Genomic DNA, 24,344 nt, shown 5'->3' on the forward strand with positions numbered 1-24,344 from the left:
CATCAACTTGATGGTTGGTTTCATTTTCTGCTTTTTTAATATTTAAATTTGATATAAAAATTTGTATTGAAGTAAATTAGATCTTGTTTTTAAGTAAAAAGTAATTTTGTATAGCATACTAAGTTAAAATGTTTAAATGTGAGAAATGGGGTATAAGTATTTTAGTGTTTTTGTATGGATTCACGCATTAAAAAAAGGGGGTTTTGAAATGAAATCAGTTCAGTATTTTAACTTTCAAAATAGTTTAGCTGCATTAGATTTTTACGAAAAAAAATTAGGTGCAACAGATATTCAGCGTGTAGGCGGAGATCATGAAATGTTTGCGGATATGCCTGAAGAATATCAAGTCGATAAAAACTTTACAATGAATGCGTCCTTCAAAATTTTAGGAGAAACATTTTATTGTAGTGATACATGGAAAAATAAAAAAATTGATAATAGTGGTGCGATTGTAACATTTACGTTTGACTATCATAATGAAGCGGAGAAACAACTTGCGATTGACTTTTTTAATAAAGCGATTATAGCAGGATGTGAAGAAACAATGCCTTTAGGTAAGACAGAATGGTCTAATCTTTATGGTATGTTCAATGATCCATTTGGCATAACTTGGATGATTAATGCAGAATAATAAATTTAAATACGTCAAATGGTTATGAAGACGTGCAGTGCTTAGTAAAGAGGTTTCGCTTATTTACTACACTTTACTAAGCTTCTTTTACATAAAAAAGAGACCACATCGGTCTCTCATTATTTATAAAAAATTCAATAATTGTATGGTTTTCAGTTAGGTTTGCTAGGATAAGATACATTGGTTTAGAAGGATATGATTTCTGCATCTCGCCTTTGGTTTTAAGATTAAACAATATTGCGTAAAAACTTAATTTACACCATGAAATCATTTTAAGAGGATAACGCCTGAGCACGTGAATAAACTTGTTCAGGAAAATCCATAATTCTTAATAGTTCAATAGCATTCCTCGTATCTGCTTTGCCAGATTTCACTTTGTAATCGAAAGTAATTCCATTGTCAGAAATGATTTCATTAAAATGATAATTTATATAATTGTGTTTTAATAATGAAGTTAATTCAATATCATGAGTTGCAGCAATCACTCTGTAATGTTTACAGGGGCCTAAGTAATTTAAAACAGATTCAGAAGCTGCAATTCTTTCTGTAGTATTTGTTCCCTTGAAAATTTCATCTATGAAACAATAAACCATGTTATTTGTTTGTATATCAAATAAACGCTTTATTGATTTAATCTCGGTCATAAAATAACTATCGCCAGATAATATATCGTCTTGATTAACCATAGAAGTATAAACTAAACCTGGTTTAAATTTGAAATGCTTTGCGGTCACGGTATATACTGTTTGAGCTAATATAAGATTTAACGCGATAGATTTCATAAAAGTAGACTTACCGGAAGCGTTTGAACCAGTTAGTAAAATATGACTATTGATCTCTAAATCATTAGGCACTGCGTAATCAAGTAGGGGATGTGTAATTTCCTCAAATTCCAGTGTGCTTGCTTCGTTTTCTTCTGGAAATGTATATTGTGTTAATGTTTCCCTCCATAATGCCACAGCATAATGATTATCAATATTTGTTATATAGTCGTAACATGACATCACTTCGGACTCGTATTTTTTAAAACTATTTTGTATTAAGTGAAAAATGTGGTAATCCAGCATAAACATAGTTTTAAATAAAAAAGCAAATACCATAGCATCTTCAGACGTATTAACTTTTCCTAACAATCCACTCAGTTTACGAGCAGTTTTAAAATGACTGAAATCAACATCTATCGTAGGGACGCCATCAATTTTTTGTAGCGCATACGCTTTTTTAATAACCATTGATGTATAAAATATTGAATTTAAATCTTGATTGAATGTCTTTTTTAGCACCCCGCTTAAAACCATATTAAAAATGGCACTAAGTATCGTTAGTAATATGCCTAAACCAGGATTGAAAAAAGAAAAAATAATAAAAATCAAAGGGAAATACGTGCATAACATAAAACAATTATTTCGTTTAACCGTATATAGTTGGTCCGGGAATGTTGGATAAATTGCTTTACCGATTTCTGCTAAATGTATAGAAAGTTGTATCCGAAATGATTCATCATGTTTAAATTTATGTATTAAGCTTTGGTTACTGATTGTAAACATTTTTCTTAAGGTTGCATATAATCTCATTTCCCCTATAGCAGTAAAATTAAAGTTCATTTTCTCAAACATAGCGTTAATGTTTAAATCTGAATAAGTTTTATCATCTACTAATGCGTTTTTATCATATTGAAATTGATATGTATCAAACTGATAACTATATATATGGTTCGGCCGAACAAAATTCTCTAGAGGCTTTTGCTTTGACCATAAGAGCTGGATATCATGCTTTAATTTTTTATTTGTCACAATATTTGTCATCATAGACACGAGGAAAGCAGCGATGATAAAAGCAATAAAAAACCAAAATAACGGTAACATAGGTCCGATCTCTCTTTTTAATGATTACAATAATTATGTCATTAAATGGATTAATAAACAATTAGTTAAATTAAATAAACTTTGCTAGATGTCAATAGGGAACGTGCGTACTTATCAACAGTTAGTGTACAACCTGTGGATAAGTAGTGTGTATGTGTGTGGATATGACTTGTTATCTGAAAATTCAATACAAAATGGTATTGCTTTTTGCTTGTGGATAACTAGGATAACTCTGTGGACAGCTCTCGTTATAAGGTTTATCGCTGTTAATAATTCGAGTGTAAAAAAACATAAAAAATACGGAAAATGATAAAATCATTCCGTATTTTTGAGTAGTTCATAATTATATTAACTTTTCTTGTAATTCTGTCCATTTAGACATCACTTGTTCTAATTTTTGTTCGCTTTCTTCTTTTTCTTTGGCTAAACGACTTGCTTCTTCAGGATTGCTATATATATCTGGTAAGGTTAATTGTTCGTTAATTTCACCAATTTTACTTTCGTAGTTTTCTATATCAGCTTCAACTTGTTCGATTTGCCGTTCGATTTGCCGCTGTTCTCGTTTTTGAAGTTTTTGATCAAAATAATTATTATTTTGCGTGGTGGTTACTTCAGATTGCGTCGGAGTTTCTTGTTCTTTTTTGGCTTGGATAGCTGCATTTTCTTCTTTTTTTTCAATGAAATATTGATAATTACCTAGATACATTGTGCCGCCCTCATGATCTAAATCATAAACTTTATTTGCCAGTTGATTAATAAAATAACGATCATGGGAAACAAATAATATGGTTCCTTCAAAATGATCTAATGCTTGTTCGAGCATTTCTTTCGAATCTATATCAAGGTGGTTAGTTGGCTCATCTAATATAAGGACATTGTTGCGTTCGAGCATGAGTAACGCTAATTGTAACCGGGCTTTTTCACCACCCGAAAGATCGTTGATAATTTTTTTGACATCTTCTTGGACAAATAAGAAACGACCCAACACTGCCCGAATATCTTTTTCATTCATTGAGGGATATTGATCCCATAGATAATCGAGAATCGTCTTGTTTGATTTGAATTCAGCTTGTTTTTGATCATAATAACCTATTTTTAAATTGGCACCTGTAGTAATTTGCCCAGCTAATTGAGGCTGAATGCCTGCAATTGTCTTGATTAATGTAGATTTACCAATACCATTGGGCCCAATAATGGCTATATGATCTCCTTTAGAAACTTCAATATTAATCCCCTTAGTGATAGCTTGTTCATAGCCAATTTCTAAATTTTTTATATGGAAAACATCGTTACCTGTGTTTCTATCAAAGTTAAATTGGATATTCGCACTTTTGGCATCAATCATTGGTTTATTGATTCTTTCAATTTTTTCGAGCATTTTTCGACGACTTTTTGCCATGCCAGTAGTTGAAGCACGTGCAATATTTTTTTCTACAAAAGTTTCTAAGCGTTTTATTTCAGCTTGTTGACGTTCGTATTCTTGCATGCGTTTTTCATAATATTTATCCCTTTGTTCAATGAATTGTTTGTAATTACCTACATAATGCTGTACATCTCCGAGTGCAACATCATAGATTTGGTTTACAATTTTATCTAAAAAGTATCTGTCATGGCTGATGATTACAATAGCGCCTTTAAAGTAATTCAAATACCCTTCTAACCATTGCGTGGTCTCCATGTCTAAATGGTTCGTAGGCTCGTCTAATAATAATAAATCAGGTTCGCTAAGGAGCATTTGGGCTAGTGAAAGTCTTGTTTTTTGACCTCCGCTAAAATCATTAATAGGGCGGTTGTAATCTGATTCAGTAAAATTCAGACCATGAAGCACTGTTTTGATTTTACTTTCGTATTGATATCCATCTTGTTGTTCAAATTCATTTGATAAATATTCATAGCGGTCAATATGTGTTTTATATTCTTCTGTATCATATTCATTTGCATGTTGCGCTAACCAATCTGTTTCTTTTTTCATTTCATTTTCAAGTTGTTTCATACTCTCAAATGGTTTAGACATTTCTTCAATAACAGTTTGATTTGTATTTAATGTCATTTGCTGTGTTAAATAGCCGAGTTTTAAATTTTTACTCTTTGAAACATGGCCACTATCATAATCTTCGACGCCAGCAATAATTTTCATTAAAGTAGATTTACCAGCACCATTGCGACCGACTATACCAATACGTTCGCCTGTTTTAACTTCAAAATCTACGTCATTAAAAATATCTTCTCCGTCGAATGATTTTGTTATATCATTTAGTTGTAATAATATCATCCGATTTTGCACCTCTCTATCCATTATCATTCTACCGTATTCTAAGCATTGTTAAAACTATCAGTGTTTATTTTTAGCATGTATTAATGTATAATGTTGTAGTAATTATAAGATTAATTAGTAATAGATCATAGTATAGGAGGACAAGATCTTGGCTAACCAAAGCGAAAAGATTCCTCGTGCCACATTGAAGCGTTTACCGTTATATTATAGATTTGTCAATACATTAAAATCTAAAGGTATAGACAGAGTTAATTCTAAAACAATTAGTGAAGGATTAAATATTGATTCTGCAACAATACGTCGTGATTTTTCTTATTTTGGTGAATTAGGCAAAAAAGGGTATGGCTATAATATTGACAGTTTATTACATTTTTTCAAAAATGAAATTAGTGAAAATGATGAAATTAAAATCGCCATCGTGGGTGTAGGAAACCTAGGTAAAGCATTATTAACATATAACTTTTCTATTCATGATGAAATGACCATAACGGAAGCTTTTGATATACGAGATGAAGTGATCGGTACTGAAATTGGGCAAGTTACTGTGAGTCCATTTTCGAAGGCTACTGATATATTAAAACAAGAACAAATAGATGTTGTGATTTTAACAACGCCTGAAGATGCTGCACAACAAGTTGTAGATACTTTGGTTGATGCTGGCATTAAAGGCGTGCTCAACTTTACACCAACACGTGTGTATACACCAGTAGATGTTCAAGTCCACCATATTGATTTGGGAATTGAGCTACAATCTTTATTATTCTTTATGAAAAACTACAGTAATAAATAAGATTTTAAAGCACTGAGCTTTTTATAGATGTAAGTCACCAATCATGACGATACATTTATAAAAAGCTTTTTTATTTTCCAAATAGTTTCATATTTAATTAGTGAATTTATACTTTTTTTAAATTATTAATCATTAAAGGTTGAAATTTCCATATAAATCTAATATGATAATTCATATTGATTTTATCGGGAAAAGAGGTAATGTTATGACGTGGTTAATAATCAGTGGATTGGTCGTGGGTGCGCTTCTAGGATTTGTCATGCAACGTACACGATTTTGTCTTGCTGGCGGTTTTAGAGATATGTATATTCAAAAAAGTAACAAAATGTTCTACGCATTATTAATAGCGATATCTGTACAAAGTATTGGCTTATTAATATTGACTTCCACTGGATTAGTACAAATTCCAGAATCAACATATCCAATAATTGGAACGGTAATAGGTTCATTTATTTTTGGGATTGGTATCATATTAGCTGGTGGTTGCGCCACTGGGACATGGTATAGAGCTGGAGAAGGATTGATTGGAAGTTGGTTAGCACTTATCGCATATGCATTTACTTCTGCTGCTACTAAATTTGGTTTATTGTTACCTTTAATGGACGGGGTTAATAAACCAACTAATGTAAATACTAGTATGTCACAAACAACTGGTATTCCAACTTGGGTTTGGGTTTTGTTATTAACGATTATAACTATCACATTTGTTGTGAAAACATTGCGTAAACCAAAACCAAAAGTTGCAGTTCCGAAATTAAAGCAAAAATTTACAGGCGTTCGTCATTATTTATTTGAGAAAAAATATCATCCATTTGTAGCAGCTATAGCAGTTGGTCTCATTGCACTTTTAGCATGGCCTGTCAGTGAATCTACAGGAAGAATGTATGGTTTAGGAATCACAACGCCATCTGCAAACTTAGTTCAATTTTTCGTAACTGGAGACCTTAAGCTTTTAGATTGGGGTGTTTTCCTTGTCTTAGGAATTTTTGCTGGTTCTTATATTGCAGCCAAAGGATCCAAAGAATTTAAGTGGAGATTACCAGATAAGAAAACAATTCGTAACAGCATTATTGGCGGTGTTTGCATGGGCTTTGGTGCATCAGTAGCTGGCGGTTGTTCAATAGGAAACGGATTAGTAGAAACAGCTACAATGTCGTGGAAAGGTTGGATAGCACTTGCTTCCATGATATTAGGTGCATGGTTCATGAGCTACTTTATATTTATCAAACCAATGAAAAAAGCACAAAAAGTAGAAAAATCTGCGAAGCATACAGTTACAACGCAAACTCAAACGACTTAAGATTTTAACTTAAAGGAGGAATTAATTATGGTACATGAATTAGGAACAGTAGGAATGGTATGTCCCTTCCCTTTAATTGAAGCACAAAAGAAAATGAGTACATTGGAAAATGGTGAGGAGTTAAAAATTGACTTTGATTGCACGCAAGCAACAGAAGCGATTCCAAACTGGGCAGCTGAAGAAGGTTATCCAGTGACTAATTACGAACAGCTAGATGATGCTTCATGGACAATTACAGTTCAAAAGGCATAATGCTTTTCAATAAATAGTCGGACTGAAATATAGATGTTCATGATTGAAATAAAAATCTGGGTTTATTCCAAGTGAATAAAGCCAATTTTTAAATAATATATAAACACCTTCGTTGGATTCATAATAAAATGAATTTATACGAAGGTGTTTTTCTACGTTAAGTGTTCAATTTTTGAAGACAATTTATGATAATTAAATATAGATAGCACAATGGTTTATTATATTGGCAGGCGTTTATTGAAACAAATATCTTAAGCACAAGCGTTTCTTAGCCAACATAGTTCATTTTATTTTTAAATAGTATTTAAAGCGGTTGCAATATGATAAAATAGATGATGTTTACAATAGCAAATTAATGAGAGTGAAAATTTATGAAAAACATTGAAGACATTGCAAAAATTGCTGGTGTATCTAAAAGTACAGTTTCTAGGTATCTAAATAATGGTTCAGTCAGTAATAAAACAAAACAAAAATTAGATAAAATTATCAGTGAAAATAACTACCAACCCAATCAATTTGCACAAAGTTTAAGAGCAAGAAGGACGAATATGGTAGGTGCGATTATCCCACGTATGAACTCTTTTGCTGTTGATGAAACTATTCAGGGTGTTAAAACAATTTGTGATAATTTAAATTATAGATTATTACTTAATTACACAAATTTAGATATTGAAAAAGAAATAGACGCGTTAGAAACCTTTAATAGAAGCAAAGTAGATGGCATCATTTTTATGGCTACAGAAATCACTGACCGACATTTAGAAGTGATTAATAAAATAGATGTACCAGTCATCATCGTTGGGCAAGCACATACTGATTTGAATTGTGTTATTCATGACGATTATCGAGCTGGTTATTTAGTAGGAAAATATATTGGAGAAAAGGGTTTTACGTGTGTTCAGTTTTTTGGCGTTACAGAAAGCGATGAGGCAGTTGGCATACAGAGGAAAGAAGGGCTTATAGATGGTTTGAAAGTAAATGGTGTAATGCCTCAAATGACATTAACCTCATTCAATTTTAAAGAAGCAATGCCAGATGTAAAGAAAACACTTAATGCATCGCCAGACTTAGAAGTAGTTATAGGCGCGACAGATTCTATTGCATTAGCAGTGCATAAAGTGATTTCAGAACAATCAAATCAAATGTTTAATCCAATGGTTGTTGGATTTGGTGGCGATCCAGTTACTGAAATTGTCTCCCCATCAATCCAAACTGTGCTATATCACTTTGAAGAAGCTGGTGAAGTAGCTATGAACCAGTTAGAGAAACTGATTCAACACGTTCCAGCAGAGTCTAAAATATTAATTGATGTCAGTCTGTCATTTAAAATATAAACAATCGATGGTATGATAAATTATATTAAGTGGAACCGGTACCAAAATCCGGAAGAATTTGCAATAGGAGGAAAAACAGTGCGTGAATGGACAAGAGATGAACGTTATCAACGTTATGAAGATATGGATCAAGATACAATAAATGAATTAACAGAACGTGTTAATCAATCCAAATATAGACAATTATTTCATATACAACCGAAAACAGGACTATTAAACGATCCTAATGGACTTATTTATTTTAACGGAGACTATTATATTTCTCATCAATGGTTCCCTTTAGGACCTGTTCATGGTTTGAAATATTGGTATACATATACAAGTAAAGATTTAATCAATTTTGCCGATAAAGGTATTTCATTAAAACCAGATACAAAAGATGATAGTCACGGAGTGTATAGTGGCAGTGCGTTTGTTTATCAAGATAACTTATATTATATGTATACTGGCAATCACAGAGATGAAGACTGGAATCGAAAATCAACACAACATATAGCTAAAGTGCATAAAAACGGTGAAGTACATAAATTTCCTAAAGCTGTGATATCGGGACCTCCGTCAGGTTATACACAGCATTTTAGAGACCCAAAAGTGTATGTTAAAGATGGGATTTATTATGCCTTTATTGCTGCTCAAAATGAGGAAGGGTTCGGCCGAATACTCCAATATCAATCCAAAGATATTGTTAATTGGACGTTTCAAGGTGAAATTCAAACAAAACTAGATGCCTTTGGATATATATGGGAATGTCCAGACTATTTTAATTTAGATGGCTTTGATTTATTATTATTCTGTCCACAAGGTGTTGAACCAGAAGGAGAGAAATTTAGAAATATATATCAATCTGGTTATATCATGGGCCAATACGATATCGAAAATTTAGATATGAATCATGGAGATTTTCATGAATTAGATCATGGTTTTGACTTTTATGCACCACAAACTTTTACAGATGCTTCTGGAAACAGAATACTAATAGGGTGGATGGGTTTGCCAGAAATAAATTATCCTTCTGACTCTGATGATTGGGCACATTGTTTAACAATCCCACGTATTTTGTCCATTGAGCAAGGCAATTTAAAGCAACGTCCAATTAAGGCCCTTCAACAATTGAGATCTAATAAGGAAACAGCGCTAGGTTATGCAAATAAATTTACACGTTTTTTGTATCCATATGAAGGTAAACAATTTGAGTTAATCATTGATATTTTAGAAAATGAAGCTACTGAGATCTATTTTGAAATCAGAGCATCTAAATTACAATCGACACTCATCACTTATAATACGAAAACAAGAAAAATCACATTGGATCGCAGTGAAAGTGGTACATTGCCAGAACCAGTTGATGGAAAAACACGAAGTACCTATTTAGATAAGCCTTTATCTCAATTGCAATTATTTGTTGATACTTCAAGTATTGAACTATTCTGTAATGATGGTGAGCGTGTGATGACTTCAAGAATTTTTACGGATGATGAAGCCATAGGTATAAAAGCTTCTACGGAATCTGGACAAGTATTTCTTAATTTTACAAAATATGATTTAAAGGATGATAAATAAATGAAACGTTTACTTGCAATAGGAGAAGCACTAATAGATTTTATCCCTGACCAGAAGGACTCAAAATTAAAAGACGTTGAAGGGTTTACAAGGCAGGTAGGGGGCGCTCCTTGCAATGTTGCTTGTACGACGACAAAATTGGGCGGACAAGCTGAAATGATAACGCAATTAGGCACCGATGCATTCGGAGATTTAATTGTTGAGACAATAGAAGAGATTGGTGTCAAAACTGATTATATTCAGCGTACAAATGAAGCAAACACTGCATTAGCATTTGTAAGTTTAACTAAGGACGGTGAACGAGATTTTTCATTTTATCGCAAACCATCTGCAGATATGTTGTATGATGCTAACAATATAGCACATATCACAGTATCGGAAAATGATATGCTACATTTTTGTTCAGTAGATTTGGTAGACAGCCCAATGAAACAAGCGCATAAAGCATTAATAGATAAGGTTAAATCAGTAAATGGTACTATTATTTTTGATCCTAATGTACGTTTACCATTATGGGACAGTGAAGTGGCTTGTAGAGCAGCCATTCATGAGTTTCTACCATTAACACATATTGTGAAAATTTCTGACGAAGAATTAACATTTGTAACAGGATTTGAAGATGAACAAAAAGCGATCGCATGGCTGTTCCAAGGCACTGTTGAAGCGGTCATTTATACTAAAGGTAGAGATGGTGCTGAAATTCATTTAAAAGATGGCACAGTCATTAGTCACTTAGGATATAAAGTACAAGCAGTAGATACAACAGGTGCTGGCGATGCATTTATAGGTGCATTAATTAATAGATTATCAGTATCTCAAATCAATAACCCTATAGAAGCTTTGAAAACTGAAGGCGAAACAATGCTGCAATTTAGTAATATAGTAGCTGCAAAAGTTACGACCAAATACGGTGCAATCGGTAGTATCCCCACTTTGGATGAGGTAGAACAAGCATTAAAAGGTTAAAAACAAAGGCTTAGAACGAAATGAGTATATATTTAATTCAATAAGCTATTACCAATATAGTAAACATTAAGGTTAAAACAATTCATTTTGATATGCTCTCTTTAAAGGAAGCATACCATTTTGTGTCTCAATCTCTACAACTATAAAAAAATAGCTATGAAAAATCAATCGTCATTGATTTTTCATAGCTAAGTTTAGTATGTATTAAATTTTTTTTACATTACGTACGGAAGCGTAGCAGTGTTCGTTATTTTTAAAGTAAACAATACGTGATTTAGAATCAATAGATTCAATATTGTGCCTGTTAATAACGAAACTATTATGGCATCTGAAAAAGCGTTCATCTAAATTGTCGATTTCTTTCAAGTTACCATAGAATTCAATTTGTCTATTATCTAAATGAGCAATTAAACGATGAGAATTAGAGGAAGACTCAAAGAACATTACATCATCGTATTGTACATAAACAGAATTGCTTCCACGTTTTAATTCAATTGTTTCTACAGTACTTTCTTTAGAAAGTAATTTCAATCGTGTTTCAGAAGTTTCAAGACAATCAATAACTCTTGATTTCAATTCATCAGGATCATCCTTGAAAATAAAATCCATAGCCGCAACTTTATAAACAAATGTCAGATAGGTCAGTTCACTATGACTAGTGACGAAAATGATATTACTGACTGGATCATATTTTCGGATTTCGCTCGCTAATTTAATACCATTAATATCAGCTTCTAATTGTATGTCTAGAAAGTAACAACCGATATCTTTAAGTTCCTTTGCATGTTCCAATACCTCATAAGGATCAGAGGTTGCTACTTCAATTTCCATCGGTTTTTCTTCTATCATGATGTAATTATTGATAATAGAAACCAAATTTTCACGTTGTCTCTCATCATCTTCACAAATGAATATTTTCATATATACACATCCTTATGAATCTGAATTTAATATTTCTACTTTTTGAATAAAATAGTTATTATCAATGGTCGTATCTAATAAAACATTGGAAGTTGCATCGGTTATTTCTTTTAGGTTAGATAAACCTAATCCTCGGTTTTTACCTTTTGTAGAATAATTTTCTTGGAATAATGTATGTACCCTAGGCATATCTGGTTTACATTTATTCATAACAATAAATGTCACAGATGCGTCTTCATTTTTAATAAAAGCAATACGAATTAAAGGATCTTCTTCAATTTTTTCTGATGCCTCAATCGCATTATCTAGTAATATACCAATCACTCTACTTAAGTTGATAATCGGCATATCAATTTTTTCAATTGGCTCAGGCACCTCAATGCTTAGTCTAATGTTTTTTTCTTGTGCTTGTAAAATTTTAGTAGTTAATAAACCTTTAATTTCACGAACTTTTAAATTTTCAATACCATTAATTTTGAGTGACTTCATTTGCATATTATCTTGCATCGGCATAATTTCTTCATTGAAATATTTACGTAGGCCTTCCATATCATCTTCTCTTATAAAATCAGATAAAGTTGAAAGTATATTAACATAATCATGTCGAAATTTACGCATTTCATTATTAATTTCTTCGATTTGCAACGTATATTTATAATAATTTTCAATTTCTTGCATATTACGCTTATACTGGATTTGGCGAATAATACTAAAAGAAATGGTAACAATTAAAATCGCAGTAGTAACAATTACGACTGCATACATAATTGAAATAAATTTAGCATCACCAAAAGTTACATCTTGTTGTGGTAAATAAAAATAAATTAGGCCTAAAATCGTTAATAAAAATAAACTAACTAATGTTAAATATATTTTGTTTAACGATAAATCTGAAAAAGATAAGCGTTTAATAAAAAATTTAGCAATGTAGGCATAAATTAATGAAAATATCGTGTAAGTAACAGCGTAAAATATTGAAAAATTATATTTTATGATTATTACGTCTACAATTAAACTGCTTAGCCATAAACTTGTGAAATTGGCCATATATAAAATAAAAAAACAAATTAATGCGGTGACAATACCCATGAATTTGTTTTTGAAATACATGAATACTATACTTGCTATAAACAAAAATAAGACTGCTTGAGATTCAATAGTAAGAAATAAAACAGCAGAAGGGATTATTATCCCAATAATTGAAATATAATCCCTCTTAGTAAAATGAACCCCACTTATAAGCTTCATATTATAAAATAAAATAATTGCTTGTAACAACGATAAAAGCACTGATATTAAAATCACCATATTATACACACTTTCTAACTAACTATTATTCTATTCGTATAAATCTGTTAATTCTTTAGGAATTTCAGGTTCATCGGCAAATGCAGTACAAGGTTTAACACCCGAAATTGCACCAATAATAGCAAAAAACTTAGCAAAAAATGTTAAAAACGATTCGAAAATATTCATAATTAACCATCCTCCTTAGGGAAAAATATTGGAAGTTGCAAGATAGATATAATAATAATACCAAGTAACATTAATTGTTGATAAGGCTCATTTAAAAAGATTGAAATTATCAACAATAGTAACGTTACACTTATAGCTTTGATTCTCTTACCTTTTCTTAGTCTTTTTGGGATAGGTTGCTTTTTAGTAGCAGATGGTGCGTATATTATAATTATAATTAAACCTATAATAGCTAGTGGAAACATTACCAGAAACGGCACTTGTATATACCCGACTATCCAAGGCAGTAAAACAAAATAAACTAAACTTTCTAAATAACAAATTAGAGAATTTTTAGCATGCGCGCCATGCGCAAAATGCCTAATTATAAAAAATGATAAGTGGACAGTTAGTGTGTATAAAAATAGATGACAAAGGATAGAAACGCCATAAATTATAATCGTCTTAAAAATATTACTTACAAAAACTTGCATACCTAAACGCATTTTTAAATATTCTATATGATCTAAGTTGTTGCGTAATTGTAGGTGTTTAGCAAAGTTGTCAATTTTATTATCAATTAACTTTACCATTGGCTTTTCTCTCCTCACTCGTATTATACAATTTTAATTATATTTTAGGCGTCTCATTGCTTAAGTGTATATTTTGAATTCCTAACTGTTTGAAATTCTTATCTTCTTTATTTTAACATACAATTCTTAACGAATAAGTATGAAATATTACGAGTTAGGGAATATCTCACGCAATTAAACAGATATATGGTTAAATATAATTGTATCACAAAGAAGTGATAACATTGCTTGAGTCATTTTAACTGAATCGTTTAAATGACTATATTGATTAGACTTATGAGCAGGAGTCTAATTAATACAACTAAAAATTGTAACTGTGCTTTCTTCGTATAGTTATTGAAGTTACAAGTTTAGTTATCGTTTTCAGTTCTTTGAATACGGACAAGAGGAGGCTGATGTAGTGACAAGAACCTTTTCAGCAATAGCTAGTGATTTCGTAAAATAGTACTAAATAAGTACACAACTCGCTTAATTCTTTAAGCAAATCCCTTATTTGTATTTGTAGACCTTTCCCAGTCTCAAATCCAATTCAATTTTAACATTGTCTATAACAGAGACAAATTAAAATTAAACATGTAAGCTATCGTAAACATCATTCAATTTATCATTTTAATCGATAAATTCACTAATTTTTTTCATAATTAATAACATCCCCAAAAATAGATAGAGAAATAACTGTATAAAACATTCCCTTAATAATAAGTTACAAAACCGTGAGTCGCTCCCAAGCTCACGGTTTTTTATATTCATTTATAAAGATGAGGTCTCAAATTTTTAAAAACTGGTATTGATTCACGTTGTTTAGATACTTCATTTAAATCTAAAGAACAACTTAGTTGTCCTTCTTTATCGTTGAGTTGGTCTATCACTTCGCCATTAGGATTAATAATAATAGAATTGCCCGCATACTCGGTTTTACCATCATCACCACAACTATTGCAACCGATAACGAACATATCATTTTCAATTGCTCGTGCTTTCAACAGCGCAACCCAATGATCTAATCTAACACTTGGCCACTGTGCTACATAAATTGCTATTTCTGCGCCTTTACGTGCTGGATAACGTAGTAATTCAGGAAAACGTAAATCATAGCAAATGATTTGTGCAATTTTTACTCCATTCGAAAGTGAAAAGGGTTCAGGAACAGCATTACCTGCACTCATATAGAGTGGTTCATCTAACATAGGAACAAGGTGTACTTTATCGTAACTATTAATGAGATAACCGTGTTTAGATACTGCAAAGGCAGTATTATAAATATCTTCTTTCATACTGTTTGATACAGAACCCGCAACGATATCAACATGATATTGTATCGCTAATTTTGATATAAATTCAAAGCTTCGTGATAATTGTTGATCAGCAAGCTTATTTAATTGAGGTAGGGCATAACCGTTATTCCACATTTCTGGTAATACGACAACATCTGTTTCTGATGTCACATATTTAGAAAACCAATTTTTAATTGTTTCTTCATTTAATGAAACATTAGATGGTTCAATTTTAAATTGAAAGACTTCTATATTCATCTCTATCGCCCCTTAATTTAGTATTAAAGTTAATATACTAAATATTTTTAGAAAATTCAAAATTTGTTTAATAAAAAAACTGACAGAGAAGTTTAACAACTTACCGTCAGTTATAAAAATTATAAAAATTTAATTCTATTAACTAGCATATGAATTTAATTATTTTCTAATAAGGAAACGTTTGCTTACATCATTAAATTCTTTTTCGCCAGCTTCTTCACGGACATTACCGAAAGGCATTTGTCCCACAAGTTTCCAAGTTTTTGGAATATCAAATGCTTCAGCAACGGCTACATCTACAAGAGGGTTGTAATGTTGGAGAGAAGCACCAATGCCCTCAGTACTTAATGCTGTCCAAATTGCGAATTGGTGCATAGCATTTGTTTGATTAGACCAAACCGCAAAATTTTCTGCGTAGTTTGGCATTTGATTTTGTAAACCTTCGATTACTTCTTCATCTTCAAAGAATAAAATAGTGCCATGTGAATGTTTGAAGTTGTCAATTTTGTCTGCAGTAGGTTGGAAATCACGGTCAGGGCCCATTACATTTTTAAGTTCTTCTTTTGCGATTTCCCAAAATTTATCATGATTATTATTCAATAATAATACAACGCGTGTTGATTGTGAGTTAAATGAAGATGGTACATGTTTAATAGCGTGTTCAATTATATTTTCAACTTCTTTATCAGAAATTGAAATTTCTTTATCTAAACTATATACTGTGCGTCTAGTTTCTATAGCATTTTGCAATGCATCTAAATCTTTTGATTTTTTAGTGAAAATTCCCATTATGATAGCTCCTTTAATAATTCAAATTATATACCTAGTATAAATATTATATCAGAGTTTGTAAATAGGGTTTTTACAAAAAATTTCAGATTTATTACTTTTTCCTTTCAAAAAGCATCTAACTAATGAAAAAAAGTATGCTTTCTAATATAATAAAACTGAATGTAAAATGAATAATCGGAGGTGAGAGAATGAAAAGGTATAAAACAAATAAACTGTTAGTTTCTGGCTTCGCTTTTGCTGTAGGAGCTACTTTAATGTCTAAACCTATTCTAGCCGAAGAAGAAAATAAAGATACTAACAAAAATAACAATTTATCAATGAATTTAGCCAAAGATATTAGCGATAAAAATAAGGCGGTAAATTCAAAGTTTATGCCTTCAGTTTCTGACCTTTATGCAACAAACTATAATACAGAAAATACAAATTCGAATGTTGATGAAGCAACTGCTAATACAAATAATGCTTCAACGGATATACCAAATCAAGATGTAAATGATGGTACAAATGAAGGCACAAATGATTCAACAAATTCGAATCAACCAAACGATAATGGCGAAAGCACATCCAATAATCCAGATGAATCAAATGATGAACATATACCGATCAATTCAGATAATACAAACGATGATAGTACTTCACACTCAGATATAAGTGACGATACAAATTCGGAACAACCAAATAATGGTGGTGGAGGTACGCCAACAAATCCAGATAAACCGAATGATGGAAACACCTCAAATCCGGATGAATCTGGCGACACCAATGAAGGCGCAGATGATTCAAACAATTCGGAACAACCAAATAATGGTGGCGGAGATACACCAACAAATCCAGATAAACCGAATGATGGAAACACCTCAAATCCGAATGAACCTGGCGACACCAATGAAGGCACAGATGATTCAAACAATTCGGAACAACCAAATAATGGTGGTGGAGGTACGCCAACAAATCCAGATAAACCGAATGATGGAAACACCTCAAATCCGAATGAATCTGGCGACACCAATGAAGGCGCAGATGATTCAAACAATTCGGAACAACCAAATAATGGTGGTGGAGGTACGCCAACCAACCCAGACAACTCGAATGGCGAGGGCACAACAAATCCAAATGGCGTAGGTAATACAAACGAAGGGGCAGGTAATTCAACTTCCTCAGGTCAGTCGTCTAACTCCAATAATCTTAATAACCCTTCGAAGCCTAATAATGAAGATGATAAGGGCGATATCGGTGATAATTATCAACGAATACAACCAAATAGGCCTTCAAACCCATCACGACCTAATGTGCAAAGATCAGTTGAAAATGAAAAGTCTAATGGTCAGCAAAACAACATTACACAAAGGTCACATTCGAATAACCAACATAGCGAATTAAACTATGGTGATTTACCAGCTAATGAAAGTACAAAACAAGCATCCTCAAATATAAATAATGAACATCAAATTTTAAACAGATTTAGCCAAATGTCTACTGGATCTTTCAAATATAATCCTTTTGTTGTGAATCAAGCAAAACAATTAAACGATAATCAAGATGATGTTTCGAACAAAGAAATTTTATCAATGCTTAGACCACACAAATTTGATGATAATAGTTTTTTAAACGAGTTACAAAAAGGCACAAATTATTTTAAGTTCCAGTATTTTAACCCGTTAAAATCACAAGATTATTATCAAAATTTAGATAATCAAGTATTAGCATTGATTACTGGAGAAATTGGTTCAATGCCAGATTTGAAAAATCCAAAAACCAAAAATGCTTCAGGCAAATATGAGTATCACTCAAGTAGTGATGAAGAAATAACCGAGACTACAAAAAGAGATGCCCAAAATACCATTGATATCAAATTTGAACGCACTTTATTTGCTTTAATCACAGCGATTATTGTAATTTTTGTAGGTGTACTGGTTGGATATTTTGTTCATCGTAAAAACAGCAAAATAAAATAAATACAGTCATTAATTGAATTGACATAAAAAAAGAGATGAAAGAAAAACCTAATCTAGAAAAAGTTTCGTTATCCTTCCTAAGCGTGGATATCAAAATTGAAACAATGATGTTTTTGGTTTAACCACATGCTTTTGATATCAATAAAGAGCCTGAGACAATCGTTGTCTCAGGCTCTTTTCTTAATATATTTTGTCACTCCAATAATCTAAATAATTAAATTAAAGATAAATGAAGCTGTTTCTTGTAATTCTTTTATTTTTTCTGGCCCTACTAAAACTTGAATGATAACTACAAAACCGTTTTGCATCATATGTACAACAATTGGCACCCATATACGTTTTGTAAAAGCATATAAACCTGAAAAAATCATTCCCATGCCAAAGTAAATTATAAAGAAAGCAGGGTCGCCATGCGCAGCACTAAAAATAATAGAACTTACGATTGAAGCTACAATGAATCGTAACGCTTTACTACCCTTCATAAGGTTATACAATTCACCGAATATAACTTTTCTAAATACATATTCTTCAAGAATAGGCCCTACTACTGAGATTAAAATAATAAAGACAGGTATTTCTTGGGCTACTTTCATTAATTGTTCAGTGTTAGGGCTTGATTTAGGGCCACCTAGAACATACATATTGATAATGCCGGCAATAATTTGATAAAACATAACACATACATATCCAATTAATGACCATAAAATTGCATAACGTTTCTTTTCCTTATGCTGTTGTTCAAGCTGTGTAGGATTAGAAATAAAGTTGTTGATAATAATGATGATAAATGCTGCAATAATAAATAAAGTTACTTGTGTATAAATATTAGCAAATGCTAATGATTTACCACTTAGATTGTTAAAAAAGCCTGCCATATGAAAAAATAAAACACCATATTGTGCAAGGCCATAAATAATTAATGTCAATATGGATACCCACAAACGAGACATAATGAACCTCCAAAAATAGTTTATACTCTATTTTAGCGCAAATTAGTTTTTCATACAAAATAAACAGTGATGGTTTTAACTTGAAATATTGACCAACTTTGATTATTATAGAAAGTAGATTAGCACTCTGATTAACTAAGTGCTAAAGATTTTTAATTCTAAGGAGGAACAATCAATGTTAAAACCATTAGGTAACCGAGTAATTATTCAAAAAATAGAACAAGAGCAAACAACAAAAAGTGGTATCGTATTAACAGATAGCGCTAAAGAGAAGTCAAACGAAGGTACGATAATTGCAGTAGGTGCAGGGCGTATTTTAAAAGATGGTTCTCGAGTTGCTCCTGAAGTAAACGAAGGCGATAACGTTGTATTTCAACAATTTGCCGGTACTGAAGTTAAACGTGGAGACGAAACTTATTTAATCCTTAATGAAGACGATATTTTAGCAATTATTGAATAGAAAATAAAAAATTAACTTTATAAAATACTAACAACATGGAGGTACGAGAAATATGGCTAAAGATTTAAAATTCTCTGAAGATGCACGTCAATCTATGCTTAGAGGTGTAGACAAATTAGCAAATGCTGTCAAAGTTACAATTGGACCAAAAGGACGTAACGTTGTATTAGATAAAGAATATACATCACCATTAATTACAAATGATGGGGTAACAATCGCTAAAGAGATTGAATTAGAAGATCCATATGAAAATATGGGTGCGAAATTAGTACAAGAAGTAGCTAATAAGACAAATGAGATTGCTGGCGATGGTACTACTACTGCAACTGTATTAGCACAAGCAATGATTCAAGAAGGTTTGAAAAACGTAACAAGTGGTGCTAACCCAGTTGGTTTACGCCAAGGCATTGATAAAGCTGTTGACGTTGCAATTGAAGCATTACATGAAATTTCACAAAATGTGGATAATAAAAATGAAATTGCACAAGTTGGTTCTATTTCGGCAGCAGATGAAGAAATCGGTAAATATATTTCTGAAGCAATGGAAAAAGTTGGCAATGATGGCGTTATTACTATTGAAGAATCAAGTGGTTTTAACACAGAACTAGAAGTGGTTGAAGGTATGCAATTCGATAGAGGTTATCAATCACCATATATGGTAACTGATTCCGATAAAATGGTTGCTGAGCTAGAAAGACCATACATTTTAATTACAGATAAAAAGATTTCATCATTCCAAGATATCTTACCGCTATTAGAACAAGTAGTTCAATCTAATCGTCCAATTTTAATTGTAGCTGATGATGTAGAGGGCGACGCATTAACAAACATTGTTTTAAACCGTATGCGCGGCACGTTTACTGCAGTAGCTGTAAAAGCACCCGGATTTGGTGATCGTCGTAAAGCAATGTTAGAAGATTTAGCAATCTTAACAGGTGCGCAAGTTATTACAGATGATTTAGGTTTAGAGTTAAAAGATGCATCACTTGATATGTTAGGTACATCAAATAAAGCTGAAGTTACTAAAGACAATACTACAATCGTCGATGGTGATGGCGATCAAAATAATATAGATGCAAGAGTAAGCCAAATCAAAGCTCAAATTGAAGAAACTGATTCAGATTTTGATAGAGAAAAATTACAAGAACGTTTAGCTAAATTAGCAGGTGGCGTTGCAGTAATTAAAGTGGGCGCAGCAAGTGAAACTGAATTAAAAGAACGCAAATTACGTATTGAAGATGCTTTAAACTCTACTAGAGCTGCTGTGGAAGAAGGTATCGTAGCAGGCGGTGGCACAGCATTTATGAATATTTATGATAAAGTATCTAAAATTGAAGCTGATGGCGATGTAGCTACAGGAGTGAATATTGTCCTGAAAGCTTTAGAAGCACCAGTTCGTCAAATAGCAATAAACGCTGGTCTAGAAGGTTCAATTATAGTTGAAAGACTTAAAAATTCAGAAGTAGGTGTCGGTTTTAATGCGGCAACTAACGAATGGGTTAATATGCTAGAAGCTGGAATTGTGGACCCAACAAAAGTGACACGTTCATCGCTTCAACATGCAGCAAGTGTTGCAGCAATGTTCTTAACTACTGAAGCAGTTGTAGCTAATATCCCAGAAGAAAGCGGTAATGACCCACAACCAGGCATGGGTGGTATGCCAGGTATGATGTAAAATAACCATTCAAGGCTGTTATATCAATATTTAGGTTGTTGACATGACATCATTTTACGTAAAAATTTTAAAATAATGCTTTATTGACGTTTCTCATTAGATTATCAAACTTTTGAGAAACGTTTTTTAATTTTAATCCTGAAACATGCTTTAATAAATAAGAACATGAAATAAATCATACACTGGCTATCCATATGATAATTTTATCAGTAGTAATGGTGAGAAATGTGTAGAAACAGGACGATTTAGGAAATTAAAATTATTTGAAATTTAATTATAAATTTAGATGAAATGAATAATTAATAAATAAAAGGGTAGAGAGTGAGTGTACATTTTAGATAACTCTTGAAACGTTAAAGGAGTGTCTTGTACGTATGATATATCTAATTGTGGAGGGAGTTTAATTATGACAAAAAAATCAGTATACGATGTGATTGATATGGGCATTAATTATCTTATTTCAAATTATGAAAATTGGAATAATGATCAAGTGTTAGATGATAAAATTGATTTATTTCCAAACACGATACATTGGCAATATGGTCATGTATTAACTATATTCGAAACAGCTTTATCTTTATATGATAAAAATACAGTGGATATAGAGAAATATACAAAACTGTTTGGTTATGGTTCTTCACCGGAAAACTGGGAAGACGAAACAGTACCAGATATTAATGAGATATTAGATACGTTACAAACATTGCCTGAACGTTCTAGAAAACTTACAGATGAAGAATTAGAAGCTGAGTTGACTGAAACGATTGCAGGTTGTAGTACATTAGATGAATTATTAGTACTAAACGCGATTCATATCCCGTTACATGCCGGTAAAATTGAAGAAATGTCACGTGTCTTGAAACAACAACAATAAAAAAGAGATGAAATTGCTTTTTAGCAATTTCATCTCTTTTTTATTGTTAAGCATTTTGTAGATCTTCAATGCCTTTTGCAATGGAATCAAAAACATGAGGTATATCATTTTTTTCAACACAACTGAAAGCAATTCTAATGTCAGAATCATTTAATGCGATGATGCCGATTGAATATTTTTCAATTAAATGTTTACGTAATTGTTCTGGGTTAACGGCTTTAACTTGGAGCGCCATAAAATAACCAGAGTTAAAATCATATGGTTGCCAGTATGCTGCATATTTTTCATCATAAACAACAGATTTTGTAACACGGTATCTATCGTTTAGCGTATTAATATTATTTTGAATCTCTTTATCAAATTCATCATGATTTTCAAGAACATATTTAACAGCGCTTTGTGATGGCATTGGGCCGCTCGAAATATTGCTTCTTATCAATCCTTTTACTTTGGCTTCTAAAACTTGTTTGGTAGTATCGTCTTCAACGCCAAAGCTGATAAATCCTACTCTTAAGCCCCATGCAAAAAATTCTTTAGTAGCGCCATCCAAACGGATTGGTAATAAGTTTGATAAATGTAAATTCGTTAATGCAGTAAATAGAGATTGTGTGTAAACATCTTCATAAAATAAACCATAGTATGCGTCATCTACTAACGCAATTACGTTTGTCCCACGTTCAGCAAGTGATTTAATTGCATCAACTATGATGGTTGCCTCATCTTTTGTAGGTGTGTAACCAGTTGGGTTATTTGGATAATTTAAAATTAAAACAACTTTTTCTTTATTGTATTGTTCTAATGTATGAACAAGTTGTTCAGTAGTAAAATGGCCATTCTCATCAAAGATGTCATACGTTTCAATTTCAGCGCTGTGTCTTGTACTATATACAAGTTTATAATTACCCCAATTATGTGATGGTAATAAAATCGTATCGCCGCTATCAACGAACATATCTCCAACTAGGGATAAACCATGTGTCAATGCATTGGTAACGATAGGTCTAGACATGTCATTAGAATTTAAATCAGGGTTTTCTTTCAACATTTTTTGTTGCCACAAGTCGCGCAGCGTCTCTAAACCTTGAGGTGGAGCATAGGGGAAAATTTCATCTGGTTCTAAATGATTGAACATATCGTTTAATGTTTCAGCATACATTTTACTATCTTTATATGTTGCCATACCGATTGTAGCATTATACTTAGTAGCTTTTGCTTCAGCTGATTGTGATAAAATACCTTTTGGATAATACATTAACTTTCCAAGATCAGAAAGCATGTCAGCAATTTCTGGGCTGGATTTAGATAATTGCTCGTTTAAATCTAAAGCTAAAGGATTCATAGTTGGTCAACCTCTCTTTACTTTTTTAAATGATATATCTATATTATCTTGAAATAGGTTAAAATTAAAGTGTTGCACGTGTTTTATAAGAAAATTGTAAAATTATAGTTATTTATACGAACACACGTTCTATTTTATGTTAGAATATAAATAGGCCATCAAATTCCTACATGGTACTTTTTTCTGTGGGGGGTGTAGTATGGTTACGTGGTGGCAAGAAATCATAGTTACGTTATTAACAGGTGGCTTGCTTGTTGTATTTCGAGTTTGGTTAGAAGACAAATGGAAAAACAAATAGGCGGCCTTACACAAAAACCCCAAGTCTGCGGTACCAGACTTGGGGTTGTGTAGTATAATCCGTGGATGCAATATATATTTTATCATCGTAAAGTAGAAACTGCAAACAATATATTTTATTGCGCGTAATAGAAATTAGTAACTAGAAAATGGTAAATACGCATTATACTAATGTAATGCTTTTAGAAATTAAAAGAAAACTTTGGTACAATGTAGTTATTTGGGGTGAGTATAGTGAAACATTTAACAAAAATATTTGTGATTATTGCTATCATATTATTTATTGTTGGCTACTATTTACAAGCTACAGGTCATGAAAATTCTGGAATTAAATTACTAATTGCCGCGATTATGTTTATGGTTTGTGCATTTATAAATAGAAGTAATGATAGACGAAAAAGGAATAATCAACATAATAAAAAGAAATAATTTTAAAAAGCTATAAATGAGTGTATCGCATAGTAAATACATTTATTTATAGCTTTTATTTCGTTTTTAATTTTATTACAAATTTTTCTTTACAACTGT

Annotated in this window: 23 protein-coding genes; 13 read left to right on the forward strand and 10 right to left on the reverse strand. The window is 31.9% G+C overall.

The window, feature by feature from the left end:
- Window positions 1–208: 208 nt before the first annotated feature.
- Window positions 209–631, forward strand: coding sequence for a VOC family protein (locus tag KA894_RS00070; RefSeq protein WP_115342045.1), 423 nt, complete (start codon window positions 209–211; stop codon window positions 629–631).
- 272 nt (window positions 632–903) lie between these two features.
- Here the strand turns inward: KA894_RS00070 and KA894_RS00075 are convergent, their stop codons facing one another.
- Entirely contained in the window at window positions 904–2,496 is a 1,593-nt protein-coding gene (locus tag KA894_RS00075; RefSeq protein WP_115342046.1) for a MutS-related protein, read from the reverse strand.
- Window positions 2,497–2,839: 343 nt separating this feature from the next.
- The gene (locus KA894_RS00080; RefSeq protein WP_096808845.1) at window positions 2,840–4,768 is read right to left on the reverse strand and encodes an ABC-F family ATP-binding cassette domain-containing protein; all 1,929 of its coding nucleotides are present in this window, start codon (window positions 4,766–4,768) and stop codon (window positions 2,840–2,842) included.
- A 151-nt stretch (window positions 4,769–4,919) separates the two neighbouring features.
- Between KA894_RS00080 and KA894_RS00085 the strand changes: the two genes are divergently transcribed.
- The 6 genes from KA894_RS00085 to KA894_RS00110 all read left to right on the forward strand — a co-directional run bounded on the left by KA894_RS00085 (window position 4,920) and on the right by KA894_RS00110 (window position 10,973).
- Window positions 4,920–5,561 carry a redox-sensing transcriptional repressor Rex gene (locus KA894_RS00085; RefSeq protein ID WP_096808846.1) on the forward strand — a complete coding sequence of 214 codons (642 nt, stop codon included), beginning with the start codon at window positions 4,920–4,922 and terminating at the stop codon, window positions 5,559–5,561.
- Window positions 5,562–5,766: 205 nt separating this feature from the next.
- Window positions 5,767–6,861 (forward strand): YeeE/YedE family protein, encoded by a 1,095-nt coding sequence (locus tag KA894_RS00090; RefSeq protein ID WP_119488135.1) that lies wholly within the window; start codon window positions 5,767–5,769, stop codon window positions 6,859–6,861.
- Window positions 6,862–6,888: 27 nt separating this feature from the next.
- On the forward strand, window positions 6,889–7,113 hold the full coding sequence (locus tag KA894_RS00095) for a sulfurtransferase TusA family protein (RefSeq protein ID WP_096808848.1): 225 nt from the start codon (window positions 6,889–6,891) through the stop codon (window positions 7,111–7,113).
- 371 nt (window positions 7,114–7,484) lie between these two features.
- Window positions 7,485–8,447: a LacI family DNA-binding transcriptional regulator gene (locus tag KA894_RS00100; RefSeq protein WP_096808849.1), complete on the forward strand. Its 963-nt coding sequence runs from the start codon at window positions 7,485–7,487 to the stop codon at window positions 8,445–8,447.
- A 78-nt stretch (window positions 8,448–8,525) separates the two neighbouring features.
- Window positions 8,526–10,007, forward strand: coding sequence for a sucrose-6-phosphate hydrolase (locus tag KA894_RS00105; RefSeq protein ID WP_210133615.1), 1,482 nt, complete (start codon window positions 8,526–8,528; stop codon window positions 10,005–10,007).
- Window positions 10,008–10,973, forward strand: coding sequence for a carbohydrate kinase family protein (locus tag KA894_RS00110; RefSeq protein ID WP_119488136.1), 966 nt, complete (start codon window positions 10,008–10,010; stop codon window positions 10,971–10,973).
- A 204-nt stretch (window positions 10,974–11,177) separates the two neighbouring features.
- On the opposite strand, the gene agrA is transcribed toward KA894_RS00110, so the two are convergent.
- The 6 genes from agrA to KA894_RS00140 all read right to left on the reverse strand — a co-directional run bounded on the left by agrA (window position 11,178) and on the right by KA894_RS00140 (window position 16,263).
- Window positions 11,178–11,894 carry a quorum-sensing response regulator AgrA gene (gene agrA / locus KA894_RS00115; protein WP_119488137.1) on the reverse strand — a complete coding sequence of 239 codons (717 nt, stop codon included), beginning with the start codon at window positions 11,892–11,894 and terminating at the stop codon, window positions 11,178–11,180.
- Window positions 11,895–11,906: 12 nt separating this feature from the next.
- A complete protein-coding gene (gene agrC / locus KA894_RS00120) occupies window positions 11,907–13,202 on the reverse strand; it encodes a quorum-sensing sensor histidine kinase AgrC (RefSeq protein WP_210133616.1) in 1,296 nt (431 codons plus the stop codon).
- Window positions 13,203–13,232: 30 nt separating this feature from the next.
- Window positions 13,233–13,370 (reverse strand): cyclic lactone autoinducer peptide AgrD, encoded by a 138-nt coding sequence (gene agrD / locus KA894_RS00125; RefSeq protein WP_107644464.1) that lies wholly within the window; start codon window positions 13,368–13,370, stop codon window positions 13,233–13,235.
- 2 nt (window positions 13,371–13,372) lie between these two features.
- Window positions 13,373–13,942, reverse strand: a complete 570-nt coding sequence (locus KA894_RS00130; RefSeq protein ID WP_096808855.1) for an accessory gene regulator AgrB — start codon at window positions 13,940–13,942, stop codon at window positions 13,373–13,375.
- A 746-nt stretch (window positions 13,943–14,688) separates the two neighbouring features.
- Entirely contained in the window at window positions 14,689–15,474 is a 786-nt protein-coding gene (locus KA894_RS00135; protein ID WP_103373159.1) for a carbon-nitrogen family hydrolase, read from the reverse strand.
- Between the two features lie 159 nt (window positions 15,475–15,633).
- Entirely contained in the window at window positions 15,634–16,263 is a 630-nt protein-coding gene (locus KA894_RS00140; protein ID WP_096808857.1) for a nitroreductase family protein, read from the reverse strand.
- Window positions 16,264–16,454: 191 nt separating this feature from the next.
- Here KA894_RS00140 and KA894_RS00145 point away from each other — a divergent pair, with 191 nt between their 5' ends.
- Window positions 16,455–18,221, forward strand: a complete 1,767-nt coding sequence (locus KA894_RS00145) for an SdrH family protein (protein ID WP_210133617.1) — start codon at window positions 16,455–16,457, stop codon at window positions 18,219–18,221.
- Window positions 18,222–18,427: 206 nt separating this feature from the next.
- Here the strand turns inward: KA894_RS00145 and mroQ are convergent, their stop codons facing one another.
- The gene (mroQ, locus tag KA894_RS00150; RefSeq protein ID WP_096808859.1) at window positions 18,428–19,171 is read right to left on the reverse strand and encodes an intramembrane glutamic endopeptidase MroQ; all 744 of its coding nucleotides are present in this window, start codon (window positions 19,169–19,171) and stop codon (window positions 18,428–18,430) included.
- 175 nt (window positions 19,172–19,346) lie between these two features.
- Here mroQ and groES point away from each other — a divergent pair, with 175 nt between their 5' ends.
- From groES to KA894_RS00165, 3 genes are all read left to right on the forward strand, one after another.
- A complete protein-coding gene (gene groES / locus KA894_RS00155; protein WP_096808860.1) occupies window positions 19,347–19,631 on the forward strand; it encodes a co-chaperone GroES in 285 nt (94 codons plus the stop codon).
- Between the two features lie 52 nt (window positions 19,632–19,683).
- Window positions 19,684–21,306 carry a chaperonin GroEL gene (gene groL, locus KA894_RS00160; protein ID WP_096808861.1) on the forward strand — a complete coding sequence of 541 codons (1,623 nt, stop codon included), beginning with the start codon at window positions 19,684–19,686 and terminating at the stop codon, window positions 21,304–21,306.
- 406 nt (window positions 21,307–21,712) lie between these two features.
- Window positions 21,713–22,180, forward strand: coding sequence for a DinB family protein (locus tag KA894_RS00165; protein WP_096808862.1), 468 nt, complete (start codon window positions 21,713–21,715; stop codon window positions 22,178–22,180).
- A gap of 46 nt (window positions 22,181–22,226) precedes the next feature.
- Here KA894_RS00165 and KA894_RS00170 read toward each other — a convergent pair whose 3' ends face one another.
- Window positions 22,227–23,519: an aminotransferase class I/II-fold pyridoxal phosphate-dependent enzyme gene (locus KA894_RS00170; RefSeq protein ID WP_115342068.1), complete on the reverse strand. Its 1,293-nt coding sequence runs from the start codon at window positions 23,517–23,519 to the stop codon at window positions 22,227–22,229.
- A gap of 199 nt (window positions 23,520–23,718) precedes the next feature.
- Here KA894_RS00170 and KA894_RS14610 point away from each other — a divergent pair, with 199 nt between their 5' ends.
- Window positions 23,719–23,817 (forward strand): Trp-rich small protein, encoded by a 99-nt coding sequence (locus KA894_RS14610; RefSeq protein ID WP_096808864.1) that lies wholly within the window; start codon window positions 23,719–23,721, stop codon window positions 23,815–23,817.
- Window positions 23,818–24,050: 233 nt separating this feature from the next.
- Window positions 24,051–24,245, forward strand: a complete 195-nt coding sequence (locus KA894_RS00175; RefSeq protein WP_096808865.1) for an SE1626 family protein — start codon at window positions 24,051–24,053, stop codon at window positions 24,243–24,245.
- The last annotated feature ends 99 nt before the right edge of the window (window positions 24,246–24,344 follow it).

It is taken from the genome of Staphylococcus sp. GDY8P131P, assembly GCF_017891975.1.
GTDB lineage: Bacteria > Bacillota > Bacilli > Staphylococcales > Staphylococcaceae > Staphylococcus > Staphylococcus nepalensis.